Here is a 22,719-nt window from a genome sequence, read left to right as displayed (position 1 = left end):
AGGGGCCAGCATGGCGTTTTGATTGTCGGGGATGCCATGTCCAACGTTACGCCGCGCAGCCGCGCGCTACCTGCTTCCATTTATTGGCTGTCGCTGTGCAGCTTTGCCTTCGGCTTGTGCGAATTCATCGCCGCCGGCTTGCTGTCGCCCATGGCGCGCGACTTGCACGCCAGCGTGGCGGCGGCCGGCGGCGCCATCGCCGCGTATGCGCTGGGGGCGGCCATCGGCGCGCCTGTGCTGACGGCCCTGCTGGCGCGCCGGCCCGTGCGCCAGGTGCTCGCAGCGACGATGGCCGTGCTGGCGGCCGGCAGCGTAGCCATGGCGGCCGCGCCGGCGCTGGGCGCGCTGCTCGGTGTGCGCTTTGCCGTGGGCCTCGCGCATGGCGTGTTCATGGCCGTCGCCTCGCACGCGGCCACCAGCCTGGTCGACCCGTCCCGCGCGGGACGGGCGCTGTCCATCGTCTGGCTGGGCCTGACCCTGGCGCTGGCGGGCGGCGTGCCGCTGGGGACGTGGCTGGGCGCCGTCTCGTCGTGGCGCTGGGTATTTGCGGCCATTGGCGTGCTGGCCCTGTGCGGCGGCGCCGGCTTGCGCTGCGCCATGCCGGCCGCGCGCCAGGAAACCGCTGCCGTCTCGGCCCTGGCCAGCCTGCGCGCCATCCTGCAGCCGCCCCTGCTGCTGGCGGCCGGGGTGGCGGCGCTGATCAGCGTGGCCACCTTCAGCTTTTTCACGTATGTCTCGCCGTTCCTGCTGCAGCTGGGCGGGCTCGATGCGGGCTGGCTCAGTGCCGCCATGCTGTGCTTTGGTGTGTGCGCGATCGGCGGCAACCTGCTGGGCGGCTGGTGCGCGGACCGCCCCCACGCCCTGCGCGCCACCGTGCTGGCCCTGGCCGCGCTGGCGCTCAACCTGCTGGGCTTTTATGCGCTGCGCACGCATCCCTTTGCCATGCTGGCCCTGTGCGGCACCCTGGGCTTGCTGTTCTTCGCCCTCGTGACCCTGTCGACCATGCGGCTGCTGCGCCTGGCGCAGCAGCATTGCCCGGGCAGCGATGCGGTGGCGGCGGGCCTGAATATCGCCGCCTTCAATGCGGGCACGGCGGCCGGTGGCGCGCTGGGCGGCGCGCTGATCGTCGCCTTTGGCTTGCCCGGCATCGCCATCGGCGGGGCGCTGGCGGCGCTGCTGGCCATGTTGCTGCTATGGTTCCCGCCGCGCAAAAACTAGACGGGTCGCTCTAGTTTTTGCGTTCAAACGCCCGCTGCCTTTGGCGTACACTGGCCTGCAAAAGGCCGTACAAAACAAGGGAGACATGGGGATGCGACGCAGATCGTTTCTGAAACTGGGCGTGCTCGGCGCCGGTGCGCTGGCCGCTGGCGGCGCCGCCTACCGGCTGGTGCGCGGGCCGGCGCCGCCGGGCCGCTTCGTGCTCGATGGCGAAGCGCGTGCGGCGCTGGCGGCCATCGTGCCGGCCATGCTGGGCAGCGCACTGACTCGGGACGCGACCGCGCGGGCCACGGCGCTCGATGGCGCCATCGCCGGCGTGGACACGGCCATCCGCGGCTTGCCCCTGGCGGCGCAGCAGGAAGTGCGGGATTTGTTTGGCTTGCTGGCGCTGGCGCCCGCGCGGCGCTTCGTCGCCGGCGTGCATGGCGGCTGGCTTGACGCCGACCCGGCCCAGGTGGCCGCCTTTTTGCAGTCGTGGCGCACGCACCGCCTGGCCACCTTGCAGACGGCCTATCTGGCCCTGCATGACCTGATCCTCGGCGCCTGGTATGCCGATGCCGCCCACTGGGCCGCCATCGGCTATCCGGGACCGCTGCCCGAACTGAGCGCATAAGGCATCCATGAGCACATCTCCCATTCTTGATCCCATCGCCATCGGCGTGGCCAGCGGCTGGAACGTCACCGACGCCAGCACATTGAGCGCCGACCGCGGCTTCGAGGCGGACGTCGTCGTCATCGGCAGCGGCGCCGGCGGCGGCGTGACGGCGGAAATCCTCGAGCTGGCCGGTTTGAAGGTCTTGATCGTCGAAGAGGGCGGCTTGAAGTCCTCGCAAGACTTCAAGATGCGCGAAGCGGACGCTTATCCCGCGCTGTACCAGGAGTCGGCCGCGCGCAAGACGCGCGACAAGGCCATCAACATTTTGCAGGGGCGCACGGTCGGCGGTTCGACCACCGTCAACTGGACCTCGAGCTTTCGCACGCCGCCCGGCACCCTCGAATACTGGCGCAAGCACTTTGGCTTGTCCGGCTATGGCGTCGATGCCATGGCGCCGTGGTTCGCCATGATGGAAAAGCGCCTGCACGTGAGCGACTGGGCCGCGCCGCCCAACGAAAACAACGATCTGCTGCGGCGTGGCGCCGCGGCGCTGGGCATCCCCACTGCCGCCATCCGGCGCAATGTGAACGGCTGCTGGAACCTCGGCTACTGCGGCATGGGCTGCCCGACCAACGCCAAGCAGTCGATGCTGGTGACGACGATCCCGTCGGCGCTGGCGCTGGGCGCGGGCCTGCTCGTGCATGCGCGCGCCGAGCGCTTTACTTTCAAGGGCGAGCGCATCGACAGCCTGCAGGTGACGGCGCTGGACGCGGCCGGGCAGGTGCCGACGGGCGTGCGCCTGACGCTGCGCGCCAAACACTTTGTGCTGGCCGGCGGCGCCATCAACTCGCCGGCGCTGCTGCTGCGCTCGCAGGCGCCCGACCCGCACGGCTTGCTGGGCCGGCGCACCTTTTTGCATCCGACCGTGGTCTCGGCGGGCCTGTTCAAGCAGAGGGTCGACGCCTATGCGGGCGCGCCGCAGACGATTTATTCCGACCATTTCCTGCACACGGCGCCCATCGACGGCCCCATCGGCTACAAGCTCGAAGCGCCGCCTTTGCACCCGTTGCTGATGGCCACCACCATGGGCGGCTTCGGCGACGAGCATGCGCGCACCATGCGCGAATTTCCCCATGCACACGCCTTGCTGGCGCTGCTGCGCGACGGCTTTCACCATGATGCGGCGGGCGGCAGCGTCTCGATCGACAGTTTCGGCGCGCCCGTGCTCGACTATCCGCTCACGCCTTTTCTCTGGGATGGCGTGCGGCGCGCGCTGCTGTCGATGGCGGAAATCCAGTTCGCGGCGGGCGCCAGGAGCGTCTATCCCGTGCACGAGATGGCCAGCCACTACACGAGCTGGGCGCAGGCGAAGCAGGCCATCGGCGATTTGCCGATGAAGGCGCTGCTGGCGCGCGTGGTGTCGGCCCACGTGATGGGCGGCTGCGCGATGTCGGACGATGCGCGTTTGGGCGTGACGGGGGCCGACGGCCGCTATCACGGCGTGCGCAACCTGTCCGTGCACGACGGCTCGCTGTTTCCCACCTCGATAGGCGCCAATCCCCAACTGACGATCTATGCGCTGGCCGCGCGCCTGGCCAGCGGCCTGGCGCAAGCGCTGACGGGCAAACCCGCGCCCGTTCCCGTTCCCGCCTCTGCTGCGGCGACCGCATGATCGCGCGCATCCTCAAATGGCTGATGCTGCTGCAGGTGCTGGCCGTGCTGGGGCTGGCGTACCTGGCCATGCAGGCGTGGGGCGTCGCCTCGCCGGCCATGGCCGTGCTGCTGGCGGGCTTCATGCTGCTGGCCGTGCGCGCGCTGATCGTCGTGCGCAATTTCCGGGAGAGCCGGCGCCTGGGCAGTCCCGTGCCGCCTGAATACCAGCTGGGCGCCATGGGCGCGGCGCGCCTGTTTTTCGGCGAATTGCGCGCCACCCTGTGGACCTCGTCGTGGGACATGCTGCGTCCGCGTCTGCATGCTGCCGATTGCATCACGCCTGGCCAGGGCCTGCCGGTGCTGCTGGTGCACGGTTATGTGTGCAACCGCGGCTATTGGACAAAGCTGAGCCGGCAGCTGGCGCGGGCCGGCATCGTGCACGACGGCGTCGACCTGGAACCGATCAACGCCGACATCGAGCAGTTCGTGCCGCAGGTGGAACTGGCCATCACCGAGCTGTGCGCCCGCACGGGTAGCGACCGCGTGATTCTCGTCGCCCACAGCATGGGCGGCCTGGTGGCGCGCGCGTGGCTGCGCCGCCATGGCGCGGCCCGCGTGGCGCGCATCGTCACCATCGGCACGCCGCACCACGGCACGGTGCTGGCCAACCTGGCGGCGGGTGCGAATGCGCGCCAGATGAGCCGCGTCGATGGCGCGCCCAGCGGCTGGCTGGCGCAGCTGGCCGCCAGCGAGACGCCGGAGCTGCGCGCGCTGATCACGTCGATCTATTCGCATCACGACAATATCGTCGCGCCGCAAGCGTCCGCGCACCTGCCGGGCGCGCGCAATCTCGCTTTCGGCGGCATCGGCCACGTGGCGCTGGCCAGCGACGCGCGCGTGCTGCGCCAGCTGCTGGCGGAAATCACTATCAAGAGCGAAGTCGTGCAACCTCCCTCCGCTCCCCATTTCGCCTGAGTCCTGTTGTGTTTTGTCTGCATGGCAAGACTGTCTCTTTTGTCTCTGCTGTTGCCCATGTTTAACAACGCACAGGGCAGAAAGTGCTGTTTTCCGCTGGCGTACTGTATTAAGCTAACGTCAGAAGATAGCTGAAGGAAATTTGTTCATGAGGCCGCTTGAGCCGTTCTGCAGGCGTACGTCGGCCAGAAATTTCTCTGAATCTATGGCAAGATGTTATACGATTGTTATGTAGCCCGCGCATGCGGAAAAATGAGTCCATGCCGTTTTTATTGGGGGCGCTAATTGTCCGCACGTATCCTGATTATCGAAGATAACGCCACCAATATGGAATTGATGGTGTACTTGCTGCGTGCCTTCGGGTACACGCCGCTGGCCGCCTATGACGGCGAAGAGGGCGTGCGCATGGCGCGCAGCGAGTTGCCGGACTTGATCATTTGCGACGTGCACTTGCCCAAGCTCGATGGCTATGGCGTGGTGGCGGAGCTGAAGAAAGACCCGCAGCTGCGCAAGATCCCGGCGCTGGCCGTGACGGCGCTGGCCATGGTGGGCGACCGCGAACGCCTGCTCGAAGCGGGCTTCAATGGCTACATCGGCAAACCGATCGAGCCCGACCTGTTCGTCGCGGAGCTGGAGTCTTTTTTACCCGGGGCGCCGTCGACGCCAGTTAAAAACGACATAGCCACCATCCTGATCGTCGATGATCATGTGCTGAACCGCGAGTTCCTGACCGCACTTCTCGGCTACGGCGGCCACCGCCTGCTGGAGGCGGCCAACGGCGCCGACGCGCTGGAAATACTGCGCACCGAGCGGCCCAACCTGATCATCTCCGACATTCTCATGCCGAACATGGACGGCTACGAATTCGTCACGCGCGTGCATGCCGATCCCGCGCTGGCCGACGTGCCCATCATCTTTTATACGGCCACCTACCGCGAGCAGGAAGCGATCCTGCTCGCGCAGGCGTGCGGCGTGCGCTGGGTCTTGCCCAAGCCGTCCGATCCCGAAGTCATCGTGCGCACCGTCAACGAGGCGCTGGGACTGATGCCGGCGGCGGCCCAGGTGCCTGCGGCGCCGGGTCCGGGCGGCGGTACGGCGCTTCCTGGCACGGGCCAGCTGGCCGGCATCGAGCACCAGGTCAGCGGCTACCTCGACGAACTCGAATCGAGCAGCCAGCAGATTTCGCAGCTGGCCAGCCAGCGCGAGGGCCAAGCCGCGCTCCCCGAAGACCTGGGCATCATGACGGAGCGCTTGTCGCGCTCGCTGTCGAGCCTGCAGGCGGTGAGCCTGCGCCTGACGGCCCTGATCGAACTGGGCATCGAGCTGGGCGCCGAACGCGATCCGCGCGCCCTGATCGAGGCGGGCTGCAAGGTGGCGCAGAATATCTGCGTCTCCAAGTACGCCTGCATCGGCGTGCTGGAAGAGGGCGCCGAAAAGCTCAGCTATTTTTCCTCGTGCGGCGCCGAGAAAAACCTCGACCGCATCGCCAGCACGCCGCGCACGGGCATTTTGAACCGCTTGCTGGAACAGCGCCAGCCTTACCGGGTCAATGGCTTGAAGGGCGATCCCGGCGCGCTGGGCCTGCCCGACACGCACCCGCCCGTCCACTCCTTCCTGGGCGTGGCTATCGCGTCGCGCGAGCGCAGCCACGGCTGGCTGTACCTGGTCGACAAGCTGGGGGCGAATGAATTTTCCGAAGTCGACGAACGGGTCGCCGCCACAGTGGCGGCGCAGATCGCCGTCGCTTACGACAACCTGCTGCTGTACGACGAAATCAAGCGCCACCACGAGCAGCTGACCCTGGACATGGCGGCGCGCATCCGCCTCGATGAAGACTTGCGCCGCTTCCGTCTGGCGATGGACGCCACGGCCGACGCGATTTTCCTCGTCGACCGCGCCGGCATGTGCTTCGTCGACGTCAACCAGACGGCTTGCCGCATGCTCGGTTTCGAGCGCGAGGATTTCCTGCGCGTGGGGCCGGGCCGCGCGCACGAGGGCGAATCCCAGCTGGAAGAGCTGTACAACAAGCTGCTGGCCGGCGACCAGGGCGGCCCGATGACGGAATTGCAGCTGCAGCGCAAGGACGGCTCGCCCCTGTCGGTGGAAGTGCAGCGGCGCACTTTGCGCTCGGGGCAGAGCTGGATCCTGGTGGCCGTGGCGCGCGACATCACGGAGCGCAAGGATGCCGAACAGCGCCTGATGAAACTGGCCCATTTCGATACCTTGACGGGTTTGCCGAACCGCAGCCAGTTCTACGCCTCGCTGACCCATTCGCTGGCCCAGGCCGCCGAGCACCAGTGGGCCGTGGCCGTGCTGTTCATGGATGTCGACCGCTTCAAGAATATCAACGATACCCTGGGCCACACCATCGGCGACGACCTGCTGCGCCAGTTTTCCAGCCGCCTCGTCGATTGCCTGCGCGTGCGCGACACCATTGGCCGCTTTGGCGGCGATGAATTTGCCACCATCCTGCTGCTGCCCGAAGGCGCGCAGCATGCCGTCGGCGTTGTCGACAAGATCCGCGAGGCGATGCGCAAGCCCTTTGACTTGCAGGGCCACGAGGTGACGGTGACGGTCAGCATCGGCATATCCGTGTTCCCCGAGGATGCGGCCGATGCGGACACCCTGATTCAATATGCCGACACGGCCATGTACCGTGCCAAGGAGGCGGGCCGCGATGCCTTCCGCTTCTTCACGGCGGAAATGAACGCGCAGTCGATGGCGCGGCTGGACATGGAAAATGCCCTGCGGCGTGCCATCGACAACGAGGAATTCGTGCTGTTCTTCCAGCCCAAGGTGAATATCATCTCGGGACGCATCAGCGGCGCCGAGGCGCTGATACGCTGGCGCCGTCCCGGCCACGGCATGGTTTCGCCGGCCCTGTTCATCCCCCTGCTGGAAGAAACGGGTCTCATCGTGCGCGTCGGTAACTGGGTGCTCGACGAGGCCTGCAAGAAGATCAGCGAGTGGGGCGCCAGCAGCATCGGCCCCGTGCACCTGTCGGTGAATGTGTCTGGCATCCAGTTTTTCGTCGGCGGCCTGGAGGAAGAGGTGCTTAAGGCGATCCGCAAGCACGATATCGCGCCCGACCTGCTGGAGCTGGAGCTGACGGAAAGCTCGCTGATGTCGAATGCCGAGGAAACCATCGCCGTGCTGCGCAACCTGAAGGCGCTGGGCATCCAGATTTCCATCGACGATTTCGGCACCGGCTATTCCAGCCTGGCCTATCTGAAGCGCTTCCCCATCGACAAGCTGAAGATCGACATCGCCTTCGTGCGCGAAGTGACGAGCAATCCGGACGACGCGGCCATCGTGCTGGCCATCATCAGCATGGCCCACAGCATGAAGCTGGACGTGATCGCAGAAGGCGTGGAAAACGATGCGCAGCTGGCCTACCTGCGGCGCCATGGCTGCGACGAGATGCAGGGCTATTATTTCAGCCGCCCCGTGCCGCAGGAAGAATTCGAACAGATGCTGATGGGCGGCAAGCTGCTGCAGGCGCCGCAGGATGCTGGCAGCGAAGAGCAGCAAACCTTGCTGATCGTCGACGACGATGTCTTCATGCTCGACGTGCTCAGCGACTTCCTGGCGCAGGACGGCTACCGCATCCTGACGGCGCAGACGGCCGCCGAGGGCTTCGACATCCTGGCGCGCCACAAGGTACAGGTGATCCTGTGCGACCAGTGCATGCCGCTCATGAGCGGCACCGAATTCATGGAGCGGGTCAAGCACCTGTGTCCCGACACCTTCCGCATCATGCTGTCGGCCTTTGCCGACCTGACGCCCATCATGGCGGCCATCAACCGCGGCGCCGTCGACCGCTTCTATACCAAGCCGTGGAAAGGCGCCGTGCTGCGCGAGAATATCCGCGAAGGCTTCCGCCTGCACAAGCTGCTGCATGGCCAGGTGAAAGCGGCGGCCTGAGGATTTTCCGCAGCGGGTAATTGGCCGCCGCGTGCGCTGGCGCACCTTGCGCAGCAGCTTTCCATCGAATTAGACTCCCGTCTCTAGTTTTGCTCTCTAGAATAAAACGCATCCATGAAGTGGCATGGCCTTTCACATGACGGGAGCTGGCGATGGCGAAGAAATTGAAGGAGCTGACGGAAGACACGGAATTGGCGAGCGCCGTGCGCTCGTCGGCGCAGCAGATATGGCAAGCGGGCCTCGGCGCTTTTGCGAAGGCGCAGGAAGAGGGCGGACGCGTGTTTTCCAGGCTGGTGAAGGAAGGCACGGAATTCCAGAAACGGGCCGAAGACAAGGTGGCCGACGTCAGCGGCAGCGTCGGCAAACTGGCCGATGGCGTGGGCAAGCAGGCCAGCGGCTCCTGGGACAAGCTGGAACAAGTGTTCGAAGAGCGCGTCGCGCGCGCGCTGGCCACCATCGGCGTGCCCACGCGGCAGGACATCGCCGCGCTGCACGCGCAGATCGATGCCTTGAGCCGGCAAGTGGCGGCGCTGTCGGCCAAGGCCGCGCCGGCGCCCAAGCCGAAGGTGGCGGCCAAGCCTGCCGTGAAGGCGGCGCCGAAAGTCGCATCGAAAGCCGTACCAAAAACCGCACCGAAAGCGGCTGCCGCCAAGGCGCCGGTCAAGCCCGCGAGCAAAGCGGTGAGCAAACCCGCCGCGAGGCCGGCGGCGAAGAAAAAAGCGCCGGCCGCCTGAGCTGGCGCCGCATTCCTCCAGCCTGCTCGCGCAGGCTTTTTTTTGCCCGCGCTTTTCGCCGCCGCCGTGGGGCGCGGTGTTTCATTACGACTATCTTAGGTGGTATGCTTGAGGCAGAACACAGAGAGATTGCCCGCCATGCTACAAAAAGCACCACGCCGTACCCGCGAACGCATCCTGGAGTTGTCGCTGCGCCTGTTCAATGAGTTTGGTGAGCCGAATATCACGACGACCGTGATTGCGGAAGAGATGAACATTTCGCCGGGAAACCTGTATTACCACTTCCGTAACAAGGACGACATCGTCAACTCGATCTTCGTCCAGTTCGAGGCGGAAATCGAACGCATCCTGACCGTGCCCGACGGGCGACGCTCGAATATCGAGGACGTCTGGCTGTACCTGCACCTGATGTTCGAGCTGATTTGGCGCTACCGCTTTTTCTATCGCGACCTCAACGATTTACTGTCGCGCAACCGCAAGCTGGAACTGCACTTCAAACTGATCCTGGCGCACAAGATCAAGGTGGCCACCCAGCTGTGCGAAGACTTGCGCAGCGAACAGTCGCTTGAAGCGTCGGACATGGAAGTCGCTGCCATGGCGACGAATATGGTGGTCGTCGCCACCTACTGGCTGTCGTACGAGTACGTGCGCAACCCGCGCAAGTACAGCGAGCAGCAATCGATGTCCGATGCGCTGGCGCGCGGCTGCTACCAGGTGCTGTCCCTGATCGGGCCGTATTTGCGCAATGAAACGCATTTGCTGTTTCGCAAACTGTCGGAAGAGTATGTGACCAAACTCAAGAACGACTGACGCGGCTGCTGGCGCCACGTCGTCAATTACAGGAGAGAGCTATGGCTTGGAAACAATTCCCCTATCCGGACGAAGCATATGTCTACACGCCGCAAACCCTGGAAGCGGCTTGGCCGCGTCTGCATGCGGGCGATGTGGAACCGTTTCCCACGCACCCTGCGCTGCTGCAAGCCTGGCTGGCTTTCCATGCGGGCGACTTCGAGCGCGCCGTGAAGCTGGGCCTGGCCGTCGGTGTGCCCGGCTATGCGGTGGCGCACAAGGCCACCTGCATCTATGCCACGCACCTGGAAGGAAACGATAGCCAGAAACTCGACATGTACGAGGAAGTGGCCGAGCGCTGCGAGCGCCAGCAGAGCGAGCAGCCTGACAATCCGGCCGGCTACTACTGGCATGCCTACAGCCTGGGCCGCTATGCGCTGGGTACGTCCGTCGTCAAGGCACTGGCGCAGGGCATGGGCGCGCGCGTGCGCAACAGCCTGGACCGCACTATGACTGTGGCACCCATGCATGCGGAAGCGCATATCGCGTTTGGGATTTATCATACGGAAATTATCGACAAGGTCGGCGCCATGATAGGCAGCCTGACCTACGGCGCCAACAAGGAAGACGGCTACCAGCACTTCAAGACGGCGCTGGCCCTGACGCCGTATTCGGCGCTGGCGCACAGCGAATATGCGCGCGCGTTGAACATGCTCGACGGAAAGAAAAAGCTGGCGGAAGCGCTGGCCCTGTATGAAAAGGCGGCCGAATGCGTGGCATTGGACGCCAAGGAACGCCTCGAAGTCGAGGCGGCGATCGATGAATTGAAAGGGTAGGGATTACTGTGATCAAGGCTTTATGTGTGTACTGTGGCGCCAACGCGGGCGTCTCGCCGGACTATGCCGTGGCGGCGCGCGAACTGGCGCGCGTGCTGGTGGCGGAAAATATTTCGCTCGTGTATGGCGGCGGCAAGGTGGGCCTGATGGGCGTGATCGCCGATGAAGTGCTGCGCCTGGGCGGCGAGGTAACAGGCGTGATTCCCACCCAGCTGGTCGAGCGCGAAGTGGGCCACATGGGCTTGACGCGCCAGTTCATCGTGAAGGACATGCATGAGCGCAAGGCGATGATGGCCAGCCTGTCCGACGCCTTCATCGCCATGCCCGGCGGCTATGGCACCCTGGAAGAACTGTTCGAGATGCTGACGTGGGCCCAGCTGGGCTTGCACGCCAAGCCCATCGGTTTGCTCAATGTCGACCGTTTCTACGATGGCTTGATCGCTTTCGTGCAAAACGGCAAGGAACAGGGTTTCATCCGCCCGCAGCACGCGGCATTCCTCAATGCCGACGCCGACCCTGCTGCGCTGGTGCAGCGCCTGAAGGAGTGCGCGCCGTAAGACCATGTTTGCCTGGCCGTGCGGGCGTCGCCGATCAACTATTTTTCCTGTCGCCTGAAAGAGCCATGCGGTGCTGCATGGCTTTTTTATTTCTACACGGGAAAATTGATCGGGCTGAATGACTTAATTAATAAAAATATGGCTATAAAATTGCTCTGAAGGCATGTTTTTTTGAAAATGAAGATGATTTTTAATTATGGCTGTGGTCTACTGTCAGGGTTCAAAAGTTAGGAATATCGGACACCGGCGAGCGTTGTACAGACTCCCAAAAAAAGGTGCCGAGCCGTTTCAAGTTGCCACAACCACGCTACTTCTTCATCTCGAAAGGATGCTATTTTGAAACCTATGACCCTCTTGCGAGCGACCGCTGTCGCTGCCATTCTCGCTGCCGCTGGCGGTGCCCATGCACAAACCACCACCATCGGCTTCGATTCGCTGGAACAACCGGGCTACTTCGGTTCCGTGTTCAATTCCTACTCCGAAGGCGGCTATAACTTCGACAGCAGCTTCCTCGGCCTGCTGAGCTCGGCGCATCAGGATAGCTTCGCCTATGCCGGCTCGGCCGGTCTCGGCGCGACCCCACTGTCGACGACCACCCTGAGCCGTGCCGATGGCGCCGCTTTCTCGCTGAGCTCGATCAGCCTGGCCGACTTCGTGAGCTTGCCCGGTTCCTTTGACGTGACCTTCGTCGGCCACCAGGTAGGCGGCGGCACGGTGAGCCAGACCTTCACCCTCGGTGGCGGCCACACCTTTGCCGATTACACGTTTACAGGTTTCAGCAATCTGCTGTCGGCAACGTGGAAGGAAGGCGCCTTGCACACCTTCCAGGTCGACAATATCGCCGCCACTGTCAGCGCCGTGCCGGAACCGGCCACCTACGGCATGCTGCTGGGCGGTCTGGGCCTGCTGGGCTTCATGCTTCGCCGCAAGAACGCCGCCTGAGCTTGAACATGGCGCCGGTCATGCCGGCGCATCAGTAAAAATGCCGCCCAGTTGTCTGCCGGGCGGCATTTTTACGTGGATGTCATGACCAGGACTTCATGACCACAGGCGCTGGCCTGACAGGTCGAGCTGGGTCAGGTACAGGCGCACGTCGAATTCGTACTGGTGATATTGCGGTTCCATATACGTGCACAGCTTGTAGAACGCCTTGTCGTGCTGCTTTTCCTTGACGTGCGCCAGTTCGTGCACGGCAATCATGCGCAGGAATTCCAGCGGCACTTCCTTGAACATGGTGGCCACGCGGATTTCATGCTTGGCCTTGAGCTTGCCACCCTGCACGCGCGAGATCGAGGTATGCAAGCCCAGCGCATGCTGGATCACATGGATCTTGCTGTCGAACGCCACTTTGTTGATGGGTTCGGCATTGCGCAGAAATTCATTCTTCAAATCCTGCACGTACTGGTATAAAGCCTTGTCGTTGCGCACATCGTGCGCGTTCGGATAGCGTTTTAACAGGACGTCGCCCAGCTTGTCTTGCGCGATCAGTTGCTGCACTTGCGCTTGCGTTTGTTCGGAATAGGCGCTCAGGTATTTCAGGGATGGCTGCATGCGGGGACGGGCGGGGCGTGGCGCGGAGGTGTCGGTAAGGCGAGAATGTACCATACCGCCGCGCCCCGCGCTGCGCCAGCCCTTGCACGGGGCCGCCAGAGCCGCCCCGTGCCTTCCTGCGTCAAGCCGCGCACTGCCGGACCAAGCCGCTCAGCCCGGCCATTCGCGCCAGTCGCGGTCAGCCCTTGTCGTCTTCGTCCTTGCCGCCTTGCCGGCCAGTGCCGCCGCTGCGCGCCGCCGTGCTGCGGCTTTCATTGGCGCGCTGGGCCGATTGCCGGCTTTCGCCGCCTTTGCGGCCGATTTCCGCCATGTGTTCGCGGTTGCGGCTGACGGCTTCGCCGCCTTTCTGCCCGGCCCGGCGTGCTTCTTCCGAATCGAATTCATGCGCCGTGCCCTTTTGATGGGCTGCCTGGCCGCCCTTGCTGGCAATTTCGCGTTGCTGCTCCTCATTCATGGCGGCGAAACCGCGTTTGCTCGTGCCTTTGGCGCTGCCCGATTCGCTGGTTTTCTGGCTGCTGCCAGCGCCTTTGCCCTGTTCATTACCTTGATTGCTAGCCATGTCGCTCTCCTTGCTGTCGAGTGGGGTCAAGTGGTCAATGCGGACGCTCAATGCGCCTGCTCGGATTGCCTGCTGGTATCGCGGCTGCTGCCCGCGCCGTCGCGGTGGCCCGTGGCATGCATCTTTTCAATCATTTCACGCTGGCGTTGCGCGGCTTTTTCCGTTTCTTCGGCCGTCTTGCGTACCACTTCGTCAGCGAAGGCCACAGCCGTGCGGCGCGCTTCCGGCAGGTGATTCTCTGCCGTGCGGTTCATTTCGACATTGGCGTTGGCGACGAGATTGCCGAGTTGCTGCTGGTACTGGCGCAGCTTGTTGCCGCTTGGCTGCAACTGGCCGGCGGCCATCGACATGAACTCGCCCGTGTCGCGTGCGCACAGCAGTTGCTGGCTGGCGTTGCTCCATTCCTGCAGCAGGTCTTGCGCCAGCCGCAGATGCAGCTCGCTCAATTGCTGCACCGTATCGAACATCTTGCGCGATAGTTCCGTGGCGAAACTGCACTGGGCCTCGAGATGGGACTTCAGGGCGGGGCTGAGACTGGGGGAAATACTGTTTGGGAACATGTTCTACCTCAATGAAAAACTGATCCGGGAAACACCCGGTGCACCGGGTGCGACGTATGGTGAAACAAGCAAAGAGATAGACGCCCAATGGCGTGCCAGGTTCCACGCCTGATGCCGGTTTGACGCGAGAATGGGGGCTGGCAGGTGGAAAAACGCGGCGACTTTGTGCTAGATCAAATGAACGTCAATCAGGCCGCCGCAGTCGGCAGCCATGCCGCTTGTGTGGAAAATGCATGTTTACAGGCCCGGCCGTGCGACAATAGCCGGCTCGCGGCAGCGCAGCCGATGGCCGGCGCGCGTGGCTGAGCCGAGCATCGCCTTACTTTTTACCTGATTCCGCGACCATGACGCATCCCGAATACATCCTGACCCTGTCCTGCCTGGACCAGCGCGGCATCGTGCACCGCGTCTCCGGCTTCCTGGCCGAACACGGCTGCAACATCCTCGATTCCGCCCAATTCGGCGACCAGGAATCCCAGCTGTTCTTCATGCGCGTGCATTTCGCGCTGGAAGACGGCGCCGTCAGCGACGCCCAGTTGCGCAGCGACTTCGCCGACTTGTCGCAAGCCATGCAGTTGAACGGCGCCTTCCATGGCCAATTGCACGATGCGCGCGTCAAGCCGCGCGTCATGCTGATGGTGTCGAAGATCGGCCATTGCCTGAACGATTTGCTGTTCCGCTACAAGAGCGGCTTGCTGAACGTGGAAATTCCCGCCATCGTGTCGAACCACATGGAGTTCTACCAGCTGGCGGCCAGCTACAATATTCCCTTCCACCACCTGCCGCTGGCCACCGGCGCGCCGGAAGCGGCCAAGCTGGCGCAGGAAGCGAAGATCATCGACCTGATGGACACGCACAAGATCGACCTGGTGGTGCTGGCGCGCTACATGCAAATCCTGTCGCCGGGCCTGTGCCAGGCGCTCGATGGCCGCGCCATCAATATCCACCACTCCTTCCTGCCCAGCTTCAAGGGCGCCAAGCCATATGCGCAGGCGCATCACCGCGGCGTCAAGCTGATCGGCGCGACGGCCCATTTCGTCACGGGCGACCTGGACGAAGGCCCGATCATCGAGCAGGACGTCGAGCGCGTCGATCATGCGATGGATGCGGAAACCCTGACGGCCATCGGCCGCGACGTCGAGTGCGTGGTGCTGGCGCGCGCCGTGAAATGGTTCGTCGAGCACCGCATCCTGAAAAATGGCGACAAGACGGTGGTTTTCCGCTGATACCGACTTCACTATTCACTTTACCGAGACAGAAACACGATGGCCCTCAAAGCAACAATTTTCAAAGCCGATCTGCAGATCGCCGACATGGACCGCAATTACTACCAGGATCACGCGCTGACCCTGGCACGCCACCCGTCCGAAACGGACGAGCGCATGATGGTGCGCCTGCTGGCGTTCGCCATCCATGCCGACGAGGCGCTGACGTTCACCAAGGGCCTGTTCGACACGGAAGAGCCCGACCTGTGGCAGAAAGACTTGACGGGCGCCATCCAGCTGTGGATCGAAGTGGGCCAGCCCGACGAAAAGCGCATCCTCAAGGCGTGCGGCCGTTCAGAACAGGTCATCGTTTACAGCTATGGCGCAACGAGCCACATCTGGTGGAAGCAGATCGCCAACAAGCTGGAACGGGCGAAGAACTTGACCGTGATCAACCTGCCCTCCGAGGCGGCGCAAGACATGAGCAAGCTGGCGCAGCGCACGATGCAGCTGCAATGCACGATCCAGGATGGCCAGATATGGCTGACGGACAGCGTCAACACGGTCCTGATCGACCGCGAACCGGTCAAGCCGGCCCGCTGATTTGACTGTTGGAAATGCAAAAAGCCCGGAGCGATCCGGGCTTTTTTTCCTTGTGAATGATTAGTTCGGTGCCGCGCCGAGGCGGCGGATGCTGCTCGAACGCTGCATGCTGCGGCTGATGCGCGGATCGCCGTAGTAGCTTACTTCGCCCGAACCGCCGATGCTGATGGCCAAGTCTTGCTTGGCCCACACGGTGGCTTCGCCCGAACCGCCGATGCTCACCTGCACCTCGCGCGCGGCCAGGCGGCCCGCCTCGATATTGCCGGAGCCGCCGATCGATGCCGTCAGCTGCTCCGTCTTGCCGCTGGCCTTGAAGCTGCCGCTGCCGCCGATGGCGATGGAAACCTGGCGGCTGTCGAGGTCGCGCGCGTGGATGGAACCGGAACCGCCCACGTCGAAGCGCAGGTTCTCGGCGCGCAAGCCCGTTGCCGTGATGTTGCCCGAGCCGCCCACGCTGACGCGCTCCACCTGGCGCGCCTGGATGACGATGGTCAGGCTGCTCTGGCGGAAGTTGGCGTTGCGCTTGGCGGGGCGGATGCGCAGGGTGCCGTTTTCCACGGCCGTGTCGATCAGCGGCAGGATATTGTCGTCCGCTTCGATCGTGACGCTGTCCGTGTTGCCGATGCGCAGTTCGACCGTGCCCGGCACGTTCAGCGCCACGGCATGGAAGCTGCCCACGTCGCGCGTCTGCTTTTGCAGCTTGCCGCTGCCTTGGATGCTGTTGCCGGAAATCCAGTCGAGCGGCGACGCCAGTGCCGGTGCGGCCGGAATGGCCAGCGCGCAGGCGGCCAGCAGCAGGGCGGCCGCGGCGCTGGCGTGACGGCGGTGGCGGCGGTGGAAAAGTGGCTGTGTCATTCTTGCTCCCTGTTGGAATTGGTATGAGAGCATGGTATGCCAGCCGGCCGCGTCTGCGTACCGTCCTGCGACAGACTGCGCCGGCAGCGGCATGGAATGCAGGAGGCTGCGACAGGATGGCATGAGGTATGATGTCGGTGGGACATACGACGAGCGGCACGCGCCGCTCACACTACTGGAATTACATGCTGATCATCACCATCAAACAGGGCAAGGAAAAGAGCTTGCTGGGCCAATCGTGGATTTACGCATCCGCGATTGAAAAAGTCGAAGGCAAGCCGCAGGAAAAAATGAAGCCCGGCTCGACGGCCATCGTGCAAAGCTCCTCGAAGCAATTCATCGCCCGCGCCGCCTACAATTCGAAGTCGCAGATCCGCGCGCGCATCTGGAGCTTCAAGGAAGACGAACCGGTCGACCACGCGCTGATCAAGCGCAGGGTCAAGGCCGCCATCGAGAAAAAACTGCCGGCCATCAAGAAGGCGGGCGAAAACCAGCTGCTGACCCTGATCAAGGGCGAGGACGAGGGCTTGCCGGGCCTGGTGGTGCAGCTGTTTGGCGGCGTACAAGGCTATCTGATCTGCGAATTCAACGCCGGCGGCGTCGACGCGTGGAAAGTGGCCATCGTGCAATCGCTGATGGCATCCACCGGTTGTGCGAATGTGTACGAGCGCTGCGATGACCTGATGCGCAAGGGCGAAGGCTTGCCTTTGATCGACGGCGCCCTGGCCGGCGAAGAGCCGCCCGATGAAGTCATGCTGACGGACAATGGCGTGCGCTATGCGCTGGACTTGAAGACGGGGCACAAGAGCAAGTTCCGCTGAGGATTGCTGCTTGCGATGAAAAAACCGGCGCTTGCCGGTTTTTTTACGAGTTCACCCGTTAAATGAGTGCCGGGGCCAGACCCGGCGGGGGAGTGCGCCCCAATGGGGGGGGGGCATTCCGATCCCGCAGGGACTGACCCCGGATTTCCGCTGCGTTACTCGATTATTCCAGTGGCACGCTGCGGTATTTATTCACTTCCAGCGCCGACACGGCCGGCGCATCATTGCCCCACGACGCCCGCAGATACGTGACCACGGCCGCCACTTCCGTGTCATCCATGACGGGGCCGAACGGCGGCATGCCGTAGGGACGCGGGTTGCCGCGGGTGCCGGGCGCGAAGCCGCCGTTGAGCACGAGGCGGATGGCGTTCACGGCCGACTGCGTCGTCAGCGCGCGGTTGCCGGCCAGCGGCGGGTAGCCGGGCGGCACGCCCTTGCCGTCGGCCTGGTGGCAGCTCGCGCATTGCGCTTCATACAGTTTCGCGCCCAGCGCCAGTTGCTGCCTGGCTTGTTCCGACGTGTCGCGCGGCGCCCGTTGTGCGGGCTGCGCGGGGCCGGGCAAGCTTTTCAGGTAGACGGCCATCGCCTGCACGTCGGCTGTGTTCATGTGCTGCAAGCTTTGCCGCACGACTTCCGCCATGGGGCCGAAGACGGTGGCGCGCGGCGACACGCCCGTTTGCAGCAATTCCACGATATGCGCCGTATCCCAGTCGCCGAGACCCGCCTCCGCATCCGACGTCAGCGACGGCGCGTACCAGCCCAGCACGGGGATCAGGCCGCCCGACAGGCCGTCGTCGCTGCCACCCAGGGTGGTGCGGCTGCTATGGCAGGCGCTGCAGTGGCCCAGGCCTTGCACCAGGTAGGCGCCGCGGTTCCATTCCATGCTTTTGTTTGTGAGCGGCTGGTACACGCCCGGTTTGAAATACAGGGCGCGCCAGGCGGCCAGCGCGATCTGCTGGTTGTAGGGGAAGCGCAGCGCGTGCGGCGCGTTCGCCTGCTTGTGCGGCGGCACGCTCTGGAAATACGCATACAGGGCGTCGCTGTCTTCGCGCCGCACCTTGGTGTAGCTGGTGTAGGGGAAGGCCGGATACAGCAGCCGGCCGTCTTTCGACTTGCCGTTGTGGATGGCGCGCCAGAAATCGTCGGCCGTCCAGCTGCCGATGCCCGTTTCCTTGTCCGCCGTGATGTTGGGCGAGAGCACCTTGCCGAACGGCGTCTGCAAGGCCCGTCCGCCCGCGTAGGGCACGCCGCCGCGCGTCGTGTGGCAAGCCATGCAGTCGCCCGCCTTGGCCAGGTAGGCGCCGCGCGCGACCAGCTGATCCTGGCTCAGGGTGCTGGCCACGGCGGGCGGTCCCATGTCGTCCGCCGGCCACAGGAGGAATTTGGCGCCGGCCGCAACGATGGCGACGCCGGCAAGCGCGATCATCCATTTTTTCATGGCGCCACCTGCGCGCTGGAACCGGGCACGCCGCCGCAATGCAGCGGCAAGGGCACGGTGATGCTGCCGGCGGGACGCGCGTCGGCGCTGGCCACTTGCGTACCCAGCCAGGCCGAGACGGCGCCCACGTCCGCGTCGGACAGGCGCTGCGCCACTTGCGCCATGCAATCCGGTGAGTGGGCGCGGCGGATGCCGTTCTTCCAGGCGCCCAGCTGGGCGTTTATATAGTCGCGCGGCAAGCCCAGCAAGCCGGGGATGGCGGGCGCCACGCCGGCCAGCTGCTGGCCGTGGCAGGCGATACAGGCGGGAATTTTTTTGCCGGCGTCACCGCGCAGCACCAGTTGCTGTCCCCGCGCCAGGGCGACCGCGCCGGCGCCGCTGGGCTGGGCCGGCGGCGGTGCAGGGTGCTGTGCCGCAAAATACTCGGCAATTTCACGCAGGTAATCGTCAGGCAAGTGCTCGACCATATAGTTCATCAGCGGATACTGGCGCCGTCCCTCGCGAAAGTTCAGCAGCTGGTTGTACAGGTAGCCGGCAGGCTTGCCGGCGATGCGGGGAAAGAAGGCGTCGTGCTTTTCCTCTTGCGCATGGCAGGACGTGCACGCCTTGATGCGCTGCTCCAGGCTGTCGTGGCTGGCGGAGATGGCAGCTGGCGCGGCCAGCGCCATGCCGGGCAGCACGAGGGTCAGCACCAGCACGAGGGGGGAATGCAGTAGCATGGAGAGTTGCATGGGAAAATAGCCTGTCTCGTCGGTCGATATGGTGTGCCGGTGTTGCTGCCCGGTTAATTTTTATGAGCCTAGCATATACCGGGCGCTGTCACTGTGACAGGATCAGTTGTGCAATAAAACTACGGATCAGTTTGAGGAGCAGGGTTGAAACGATATGAGGAGTTGGCGGAAGAAGTCGCCGCCATGATCAGCGCGCAGCTGTTGCTGCCTGGCGATAAGTTACCGTCCGTGCGCCAGCAGCATGCGCGCAGGGGCGTCAGCCCGTCGACGGTGTTCCAGGCATATTATTTGCTCGAAGCGCGCGGCATGATCGTCTCGCGCCCCCGCTCCGGCTATTACGTGGCGCCGCAGCGCGCCGCGCTGGCGCCCGAGCCGGACAGTTCCCATCCGCTGGCCGCCAGCACCACCGTCGACGTCAGCGACCTCGTGTTCGAAGTGCTGGGCGCCGTCGGCGCGCGCGACATCGTGCCGTTCGGCTCGGCGTTTCCCAGCCCGCATCTGTTCCCCATGGAACGGCTGGCGCGGGCCGTGTCGGCCAGCATGCGCCGTCTCGACCCGTGGAGCACCGTCACGGATTTGTCCTTGGGCAATGCCGAGCTGCGCCGCCAGATCGCGCTGCGCTACCAGCTCGACGGCGTGCCCGTTTCCAGCGACGACATCGTCATCACGAATGGCGCGCTGGAAGCGCTGAACCTGTGTCTGCAAGCCGTCACGCGGCCCGGCGACACGGTGCTGATCGAGTCGCCCAGCTTCTACGCGTGCCTGCAGGCGCTGGAGCGGCTGGAACTCAAGGCAGTAGAGATCGCCACCAGCCCGCGCGATGGCGTCGACCTGGCGGCACTGGAAGAATTGCTGCGGCGCCACCAGCCCAAGGCGTGCTGGCTGATGACGAATTTCCAGAATCCCCTGGGCAGCCTGATGCCGCCGGAAAAGAAGCGCGCGCTGGTCGAACTGCTGGCGCGCCATGGCGTGCCGCTGATCGAGGATGACGTGTATGGCGAGCTGTATTTCGGCAAGCAGCGCCCCGGTCTGACGAAAAGCCACGACAGCGCGGGCTTGGTGATGCATTGCAGTTCGTTTTCCAAGACCCTGGCGCCCGGCTTTCGCCTGGGCTGGGCCGTGGCGGGCCGCTATGCGCGCCAGGTCGAGCGCCTGAAACTGACGACCAGCCTGTCGGCGCCGATACCGCTGCAGATGGCGCTGGCCGATTACCTGGCGCAGGGCGGCTACGACCGCCATTTGCGCCAGCTGCGGCTGACCCTGGCGGCGCGGCAAAACACCATGCTGCAAGCCATCGCCGTGCATTTTCCGCCCGGCACGCGGGTGACGCGGCCGCAGGGCGGCTATTTCGTCTGGGTGGAGATGCCTGCCCGTATCGATGCGCTGGCCTTGCACCGTAGCGCGCTGGCGGCCGGCATCAGCATCGCGCCCGGTCCCATTTTTTCCGCCACGCGCGCGTTTCGCCATTGCATTCGCCTCAATTACGGCCACCCGTGGAGCCCGCAGCTGGAAGAGGCCATCGCCACCCTGGGGCGGCTGGCGCAGGCGGCGGCAAGCGGCACATGAAAAAAGGCCCTTGCGTCAGCAAATGTTTCATTCCAAAAGGAAATATTGCTGTTATATTGAAGTATCTATAACTAATGATGGGAATGATAATGGATAACACGCAGCCGGAAGCGGGTCGTACGCAAGATACGACGATCGCCATTCTGTCCCACGTTGGCGGCCTGTTCACCAGCTGGGTGGCGCCGTTGATCATTTATTTGATCAAGAAAGATGATGCGGATAAATTCTCGGCCGAGAACGCCCGCGAAGCGCTCAATTTCCAGATCACCCTGATCATCTGGTATTTCGCCTGCTTCATCCTGTCGTTCGTGCTGATCGGCCTGTTCCTGTTCTGGATCGTGGCGCTGGCCAATCTGGTGTGCTCGATCGTTGCTGCCGTCAAGGCCAGTAATGGCATCACTTACCGCTATCCCCTGACCTTGCGTCTCGTCAAATAAGGCTGCGCCGGCCGCCGGGTGTCAGCCCGGGCGGCCGGGCAGTATCAGGAATGACGCAAAGTCGGGCGCCACCGTGGTGGCAGTCCCTGTTTCGTGCGACCACAGCACGACCACCGGCTCGCCCGATGGCCCCGTTTGCGCATAGTCAAAACAATAGTAATCGCCCGTGCCGAACTGGGCAAAGGGCAGCAGGGATGCGGCATCGCCGTCATCCGTATTCTCGAGCCACTCTTGCCAATCGGTGCGGTAATGGCGTTCTATCGATTCCCACGTCTTGCGCGCATTGGCCGCGTCGTAGACGGGAAATATGCTCAAGGCGCCCAGCGCGCGGCCATTGTTTACCAATAACCATTGCACGTAGGACGCGGGCAGCGAACGCCCCAGCGCCTGTTCGGCGGCGGCGATCGCCTCAAGCGTGGTGCCGATGGACTTGTTCTTGTTCATGCTGCAGGAAGGCGTCAGTTTCAGGCGGGAGCGGGCGGTGGGGCAGGCGGCGTGCTGGCGCGCGGGGCTTTTTGCGGCGCCACTTTACCGCCTTCGGCGATCCAGCGGCGGTACACGCGCAGGGCCACTTGTGCATCGTCGGCCGCGTACAGGATCTGCTTTTCCGTCAGGCGCGACGTGGCCCAGTTGGTGGTGGAGATCTTTTTCGATTTCTGCAGGTGCAGGCCGAAGAACTTGGCCACGGCCGTCTTCGCGCCCAGGTCGTTGCGCTGGCCGCCGCGCAGGGCGACGGACAGGTCGAGCACCTGGGCTGGCGCGATACCGAGCTTGTTGCGCAGGCGCTTGACGTCGTCGGACAGGCCAAAACCCACCTTCAGGGTGGTGGTCGATTCGAGGATGGCTTTGAGTTCGGCCAGGGCCGGCGCCGGCGTGCTGCCCACCTGGAACAGGTAGGCGATGTCGTCGGTGGCCAGCTGGATCAAATGCGGTCCCGTGGACGACTCGCCCTTGACGAACGTCGGCTTCGATTCCGTATCGAAGCCGATGGCATCCGCTGCCAGCAGGGCGGCCATGGCCGCTTTTGCATCATCGCTGGTGCGTACCAGCTTGACGTGCTCGAGGGCGATGCCTTGATACGGGGGGAGTGGCGGTGCGGCAGCTGTGTCCAT

Annotated in this window: 23 protein-coding genes; 15 read left to right on the top strand and 8 right to left on the bottom strand. The window is 64.1% G+C overall.

The window, feature by feature from the left end; genetic code table 11:
• The first annotated feature begins 36 nt into the window (after positions 1-36).
• The 10 genes from IGS55_RS18940 (at position 37) to IGS55_RS18895 (ending at position 12,223) form a co-directional block, all read left to right on the top strand.
• Entirely contained in the window at positions 37-1,218 is a 1,182-nt protein-coding gene (locus IGS55_RS18940; RefSeq protein ID WP_230517692.1) for an MFS transporter, read from the top strand.
• Positions 1,219-1,303: 85 nt separating this feature from the next.
• Positions 1,304-1,831, top strand: a complete 528-nt coding sequence (locus IGS55_RS18935) for a hypothetical protein (protein WP_230517693.1) — start codon at positions 1,304-1,306, stop codon at positions 1,829-1,831.
• 7 nt (positions 1,832-1,838) lie between these two features.
• Positions 1,839-3,485 carry a GMC family oxidoreductase gene (locus tag IGS55_RS18930; RefSeq protein WP_230517694.1) on the top strand — a complete coding sequence of 549 codons (1,647 nt, stop codon included), beginning with the start codon at positions 1,839-1,841 and terminating at the stop codon, positions 3,483-3,485.
• Complete coding sequence (locus tag IGS55_RS18925) at positions 3,482-4,441, top strand: esterase/lipase family protein (protein ID WP_230517695.1); 960 nt, start codon at positions 3,482-3,484, stop codon at positions 4,439-4,441. The genes IGS55_RS18930 and IGS55_RS18925 overlap by 4 nt, the downstream gene beginning before the upstream one ends.
• A 285-nt stretch (positions 4,442-4,726) precedes the next feature.
• Positions 4,727-8,365, top strand: a complete 3,639-nt coding sequence (locus IGS55_RS18920; RefSeq protein ID WP_230517696.1) for an EAL domain-containing protein — start codon at positions 4,727-4,729, stop codon at positions 8,363-8,365.
• Positions 8,366-8,517: 152 nt separating this feature from the next.
• Complete coding sequence (locus tag IGS55_RS18915; protein ID WP_230517697.1) at positions 8,518-9,099, top strand: phasin family protein; 582 nt, start codon at positions 8,518-8,520, stop codon at positions 9,097-9,099.
• Between the two features lie 138 nt (positions 9,100-9,237).
• Positions 9,238-9,909, top strand: a complete 672-nt coding sequence (locus IGS55_RS18910) for a TetR/AcrR family transcriptional regulator (protein ID WP_034758777.1) — start codon at positions 9,238-9,240, stop codon at positions 9,907-9,909.
• Positions 9,910-9,950: 41 nt separating this feature from the next.
• Positions 9,951-10,724 carry a hypothetical protein gene (locus IGS55_RS18905; protein WP_034758773.1) on the top strand — a complete coding sequence of 258 codons (774 nt, stop codon included), beginning with the start codon at positions 9,951-9,953 and terminating at the stop codon, positions 10,722-10,724.
• A gap of 11 nt (positions 10,725-10,735) precedes the next feature.
• Positions 10,736-11,281 carry a TIGR00730 family Rossman fold protein gene (locus tag IGS55_RS18900; RefSeq protein ID WP_046682536.1) on the top strand — a complete coding sequence of 182 codons (546 nt, stop codon included), beginning with the start codon at positions 10,736-10,738 and terminating at the stop codon, positions 11,279-11,281.
• Between the two features lie 345 nt (positions 11,282-11,626).
• Entirely contained in the window at positions 11,627-12,223 is a 597-nt protein-coding gene (locus tag IGS55_RS18895) for a PEP-CTERM sorting domain-containing protein (protein WP_230517698.1), read from the top strand.
• A 96-nt stretch (positions 12,224-12,319) separates the two neighbouring features.
• Here IGS55_RS18895 and IGS55_RS18890 read toward each other — a convergent pair whose 3' ends face one another.
• The 3 genes from IGS55_RS18890 to IGS55_RS18880 form a co-directional block, all read right to left on the bottom strand.
• A complete protein-coding gene (locus tag IGS55_RS18890; protein WP_034758768.1) occupies positions 12,320-12,832 on the bottom strand; it encodes a YgjP-like metallopeptidase domain-containing protein in 513 nt (170 codons plus the stop codon).
• Between the two features lie 178 nt (positions 12,833-13,010).
• A complete protein-coding gene (locus IGS55_RS18885; protein WP_070304060.1) occupies positions 13,011-13,391 on the bottom strand; it encodes a KGG domain-containing protein in 381 nt (126 codons plus the stop codon).
• 47 nt (positions 13,392-13,438) lie between these two features.
• Positions 13,439-13,951: a phasin family protein gene (locus IGS55_RS18880; RefSeq protein ID WP_230517699.1), complete on the bottom strand. Its 513-nt coding sequence runs from the start codon at positions 13,949-13,951 to the stop codon at positions 13,439-13,441.
• A gap of 344 nt (positions 13,952-14,295) precedes the next feature.
• On the opposite strand from IGS55_RS18880, the gene purU reads away from it, so the two are divergent.
• Both purU and IGS55_RS18870 read left to right on the top strand, forming a co-directional pair.
• Positions 14,296-15,177 (top strand): formyltetrahydrofolate deformylase, encoded by an 882-nt coding sequence (gene purU, locus IGS55_RS18875; RefSeq protein WP_034758753.1) that lies wholly within the window; start codon positions 14,296-14,298, stop codon positions 15,175-15,177.
• A 39-nt stretch (positions 15,178-15,216) separates the two neighbouring features.
• Entirely contained in the window at positions 15,217-15,759 is a 543-nt protein-coding gene (locus IGS55_RS18870; RefSeq protein WP_070291303.1) for a YaeQ family protein, read from the top strand.
• Between the two features lie 60 nt (positions 15,760-15,819).
• On the opposite strand, the gene IGS55_RS18865 is transcribed toward IGS55_RS18870, so the two are convergent.
• Positions 15,820-16,614, bottom strand: coding sequence for a head GIN domain-containing protein (locus tag IGS55_RS18865; RefSeq protein WP_230517700.1), 795 nt, complete (start codon positions 16,612-16,614; stop codon positions 15,820-15,822).
• Positions 16,615-16,799: 185 nt separating this feature from the next.
• Between IGS55_RS18865 and IGS55_RS18860 the strand changes: the two genes are divergently transcribed.
• Complete coding sequence (locus IGS55_RS18860; RefSeq protein ID WP_034758744.1) at positions 16,800-17,435, top strand: SAM-dependent methyltransferase; 636 nt, start codon at positions 16,800-16,802, stop codon at positions 17,433-17,435.
• 163 nt (positions 17,436-17,598) lie between these two features.
• On the opposite strand, the gene IGS55_RS18855 is transcribed toward IGS55_RS18860, so the two are convergent.
• A complete protein-coding gene (locus IGS55_RS18855; RefSeq protein ID WP_230517701.1) occupies positions 17,599-18,873 on the bottom strand; it encodes a cytochrome c in 1,275 nt (424 codons plus the stop codon).
• Positions 18,870-19,592, bottom strand: a complete 723-nt coding sequence (locus tag IGS55_RS18850) for a c-type cytochrome (protein ID WP_442908181.1) — start codon at positions 19,590-19,592, stop codon at positions 18,870-18,872. The genes IGS55_RS18855 and IGS55_RS18850 overlap by 4 nt, the downstream gene beginning before the upstream one ends.
• 156 nt (positions 19,593-19,748) lie before the next feature.
• Here IGS55_RS18850 and IGS55_RS18845 point away from each other — a divergent pair, with 156 nt between their 5' ends.
• Positions 19,749-21,170, top strand: coding sequence for an aminotransferase-like domain-containing protein (locus IGS55_RS18845; RefSeq protein ID WP_230517702.1), 1,422 nt, complete (start codon positions 19,749-19,751; stop codon positions 21,168-21,170).
• 89 nt (positions 21,171-21,259) lie between these two features.
• On the top strand, positions 21,260-21,607 hold the full coding sequence (locus IGS55_RS18840; protein WP_230517703.1) for a DUF4870 domain-containing protein: 348 nt from the start codon (positions 21,260-21,262) through the stop codon (positions 21,605-21,607).
• A 21-nt stretch (positions 21,608-21,628) separates the two neighbouring features.
• Here IGS55_RS18840 and IGS55_RS18835 read toward each other — a convergent pair whose 3' ends face one another.
• Positions 21,629-22,051, bottom strand: a complete 423-nt coding sequence (locus IGS55_RS18835; RefSeq protein ID WP_230517704.1) for an SMI1/KNR4 family protein — start codon at positions 22,049-22,051, stop codon at positions 21,629-21,631.
• 20 nt (positions 22,052-22,071) lie between these two features.
• Complete coding sequence (locus IGS55_RS18830; protein WP_230517705.1) at positions 22,072-22,719, bottom strand: 3'-5' exonuclease; 648 nt, start codon at positions 22,717-22,719, stop codon at positions 22,072-22,074.

The organism is Janthinobacterium sp. EB271-G4-3-2, assembly GCF_020858035.1.
Taxonomy (GTDB): Bacteria; Pseudomonadota; Gammaproteobacteria; order Burkholderiales; family Burkholderiaceae_D; genus Janthinobacterium; species Janthinobacterium aestuarii.
Note: the sequence above shows the minus strand (reverse complement) of the source record. Positions and strands in the feature narration are given on the sequence as shown.

Excerpts from the sequence above, each read along its gene's own strand:
- IGS55_RS18880 (WP_230517699.1), bottom strand. The coding sequence starts at position 13,951 with ATGTTCCCAAACAGTATTTCCCCCAGTCTCAGCCCCGCCCTGAAGTCC.
- IGS55_RS18940 (WP_230517692.1), top strand. The coding sequence starts at position 37 with ATGTCCAACGTTACGCCGCGCAGCCGCGCGCTACCTGCTTCCATTTAT.
- purU (WP_034758753.1), top strand. The coding sequence starts at position 14,296 with ATGACGCATCCCGAATACATCCTGACCCTGTCCTGCCTGGACCAGCGC.
- IGS55_RS18905 (WP_034758773.1), top strand. The coding sequence starts at position 9,951 with ATGGCTTGGAAACAATTCCCCTATCCGGACGAAGCATATGTCTACACG.
- IGS55_RS18895 (WP_230517698.1), top strand. The coding sequence starts at position 11,627 with ATGACCCTCTTGCGAGCGACCGCTGTCGCTGCCATTCTCGCTGCCGCT.
- IGS55_RS18890 (WP_034758768.1), bottom strand. The coding sequence starts at position 12,832 with ATGCAGCCATCCCTGAAATACCTGAGCGCCTATTCCGAACAAACGCAA.
- IGS55_RS18860 (WP_034758744.1), top strand. The coding sequence starts at position 16,800 with ATGCTGATCATCACCATCAAACAGGGCAAGGAAAAGAGCTTGCTGGGC.
- IGS55_RS18840 (WP_230517703.1), top strand. The coding sequence starts at position 21,260 with ATGGATAACACGCAGCCGGAAGCGGGTCGTACGCAAGATACGACGATC.
- IGS55_RS18870 (WP_070291303.1), top strand. The coding sequence starts at position 15,217 with ATGGCCCTCAAAGCAACAATTTTCAAAGCCGATCTGCAGATCGCCGAC.
- IGS55_RS18835 (WP_230517704.1), bottom strand. The coding sequence starts at position 22,051 with ATGAACAAGAACAAGTCCATCGGCACCACGCTTGAGGCGATCGCCGCC.
- IGS55_RS18910 (WP_034758777.1), top strand. The coding sequence starts at position 9,238 with ATGCTACAAAAAGCACCACGCCGTACCCGCGAACGCATCCTGGAGTTG.
- IGS55_RS18855 (WP_230517701.1), bottom strand. The coding sequence starts at position 18,873 with ATGAAAAAATGGATGATCGCGCTTGCCGGCGTCGCCATCGTTGCGGCC.
- IGS55_RS18830 (WP_230517705.1), bottom strand. The coding sequence starts at position 22,719 with ATGGACACAGCTGCCGCACCGCCACTCCCCCCGTATCAAGGCATCGCC.
- IGS55_RS18925 (WP_230517695.1), top strand. The coding sequence starts at position 3,482 with ATGATCGCGCGCATCCTCAAATGGCTGATGCTGCTGCAGGTGCTGGCC.
- IGS55_RS18935 (WP_230517693.1), top strand. The coding sequence starts at position 1,304 with ATGGGGATGCGACGCAGATCGTTTCTGAAACTGGGCGTGCTCGGCGCC.
- IGS55_RS18850 (WP_442908181.1), bottom strand. The coding sequence starts at position 19,592 with ATGCTACTGCATTCCCCCCTCGTGCTGGTGCTGACCCTCGTGCTGCCC.
- IGS55_RS18885 (WP_070304060.1), bottom strand. The coding sequence starts at position 13,391 with ATGGCTAGCAATCAAGGTAATGAACAGGGCAAAGGCGCTGGCAGCAGC.
- IGS55_RS18915 (WP_230517697.1), top strand. The coding sequence starts at position 8,518 with ATGGCGAAGAAATTGAAGGAGCTGACGGAAGACACGGAATTGGCGAGC.
- IGS55_RS18930 (WP_230517694.1), top strand. The coding sequence starts at position 1,839 with ATGAGCACATCTCCCATTCTTGATCCCATCGCCATCGGCGTGGCCAGC.
- IGS55_RS18865 (WP_230517700.1), bottom strand. The coding sequence starts at position 16,614 with ATGACACAGCCACTTTTCCACCGCCGCCACCGCCGTCACGCCAGCGCC.